Source organism: Drancourtella massiliensis, from assembly GCF_016900655.1.
GTDB classification, from domain to species: Bacteria; Bacillota; Clostridia; order Lachnospirales; family Lachnospiraceae; genus Sellimonas; species Sellimonas catena.
In genome coordinates this window covers 1-1,897 of record NZ_JACJKH010000062.1, presented here as the reverse complement: position 1 = coordinate 1,897, position 1,897 = coordinate 1, and the positions used below count along the sequence as shown (strand labels likewise).

1 protein-coding gene is annotated in these 1,897 nt (G+C 45.4%); it reads right to left on the bottom strand.

From position 1 onward, the window contains the following. Positions 1-128: 128 nt before the first annotated feature. Positions 129-1,604, bottom strand: a complete 1,476-nt coding sequence (locus tag H6A32_RS15675; RefSeq protein ID WP_087167501.1) for a DUF1846 domain-containing protein — start codon at positions 1,602-1,604, stop codon at positions 129-131. Positions 1,605-1,897 lie beyond the last annotated feature (293 nt).

Genomic DNA, 1,897 nt, shown 5'->3' with positions numbered 1-1,897 from the left:
GGTTGTCGTTAGCCATCTTTTTCTCTTTTTAGAGGATAAAGTTCAGGGGCAGATGTGACTCGTATGAGTCACATCTGCCCCTGATTTGGACTATCTATTTCCCGATAGCCCCTTGTATATTTCTGAAACTAATAGATCGGATCGTGTTCATATTTTGGCTCGCATGTCAGTTGAATGCCAAGCTTTTTGAAAAGCTTAATATCTACAGAAGAAAGCATGACAGAGGTGTGTACCTGACATCCTTTCAGTTTCGGGAGCTGCTCCATCGCATGCTGTGCAGCCGGATTGGCAGCAGACGAAATGGAAAGGGCGATCAGAATCTCGTCAATGTGAAGACGAGGGTTCTTGCTTCCAAGATACTGTGTTTTCACTTTCTGAATCGGTTCAATGGCAGTCGGAGAGATCACATGGAGGTCGTGATCAATACCGGCAAGCTCCTTGAGGGCATTCAGGATCAGTGCCGCGGAAGGTCCGAGCAGGTTGGAAGTCTTTCCTGTCATGATCTTTCCGTCCGGAAGCTCGATAGCAGCAGCGGCAGCTCCGGTGCTCTCGGCACGGGAAAGTGCTGCGTCAACAACACGGCGATCATGGATGGTGACATGTGCCTGTTTCATCAGAAGCTCCAGTTTGAAGACCTCGGAGTCCGGGATATCTCCCTGCAGAAGATCACATTTTGCCTGATAGTATCGGCGGATGATTTCCTGGCGGGATGCTTCCTGGCAGACTTCGTCATCACAGATACAGTTTCCGGCCATATTGACACCCATGTCGGTCGGTGACTTGTACGGGCTCTCTCCAAAGATCTGCTCGAACATGGCATTCAGAACCGGGAAAATCTCCACGTCACGGTTATAGTTGACAGTAGTCTTTCCATATGCTTCCAGATGGAACGGGTCAATCATATTGACATCATTTAAGTCGGCTGTAGCTGCTTCATACGCGAGGTTCACCGGATGTTTCAGCGGAATGTTCCAGATCGGGAATGTCTCGAATTTTGCGTAGCCGGCCCGGATTCCGCGTTTGTTCTCGTGATAGAGCTGGGAAAGGCAGGTCGCCATTTTTCCGCTTCCAGGTCCAGGGGCAGTGATGACTACCAGCGGTCTGGATGTCTCAATATAATCATTTCTTCCATATCCCTCATCGCTCACGATCAAAGGAATATTGGACGGATATCCTTCAATAATATAATGAGTGTAGACACGGATTCCCATGTTTTCAAGACGGTGGCGGAAGAGATCCGCGCTCTTCTGGCCGCTGTACTGCGTGATGACAACGCTGCCGACATAGAGACCGTTTTCTTCAAAGGCGCTTTTCAGGCGGAGTACATCATCATCGTAGGTGATACCAAGATCTCCGCGGACCTTGTTTTTTTCAATGTCACCGGCACTGATGACGATGACGATCTCAGCCGTATCGGAAAGCTGTTTTAAGAGCCTTAACTTGCTGTCCGGCTGAAATCCCGGAAGAACACGGGAAGCATGGAAATCATCAAAGAGTTTTCCACCAAACTCCAGATACAGCTTGTTGTCAAAATGACTGATCCGTTCACGGATATGCTCAGACTGCATATGGAGATATTTGTCATTATCAAATCCTATTTTCATACACAAACCATTCCTTCGCAAAAATTTATTTCTTGTCCTATATTTTGAAAATACTACCTGAATAGTATACTACAATTTACGGGAATTTTACAATATTTAATATGTAGAAAAGGAAGCTGGATCCTCACTAAAATTTCACAATGTTTTTATTGATTTGTATGAAGATCAAACTTATAATAAACTAAAACTTCCCACACCAATACGGTGTGTTGAACCTTGAAAATTCAATATTTCAGCCAATAAAAAAGGCATAAACCTGTTCCGTTTGGTATAATGGAATTGACTAGAAACCA

What these genes read in the sequence shown, in the direction of transcription:
- H6A32_RS15675 (WP_087167501.1), bottom strand. Translation starts at nt 1,604, where the DNA reads ATGAAAATAGGATTTGATAATGACAAATATCTCCATATGCAGTCTGAG.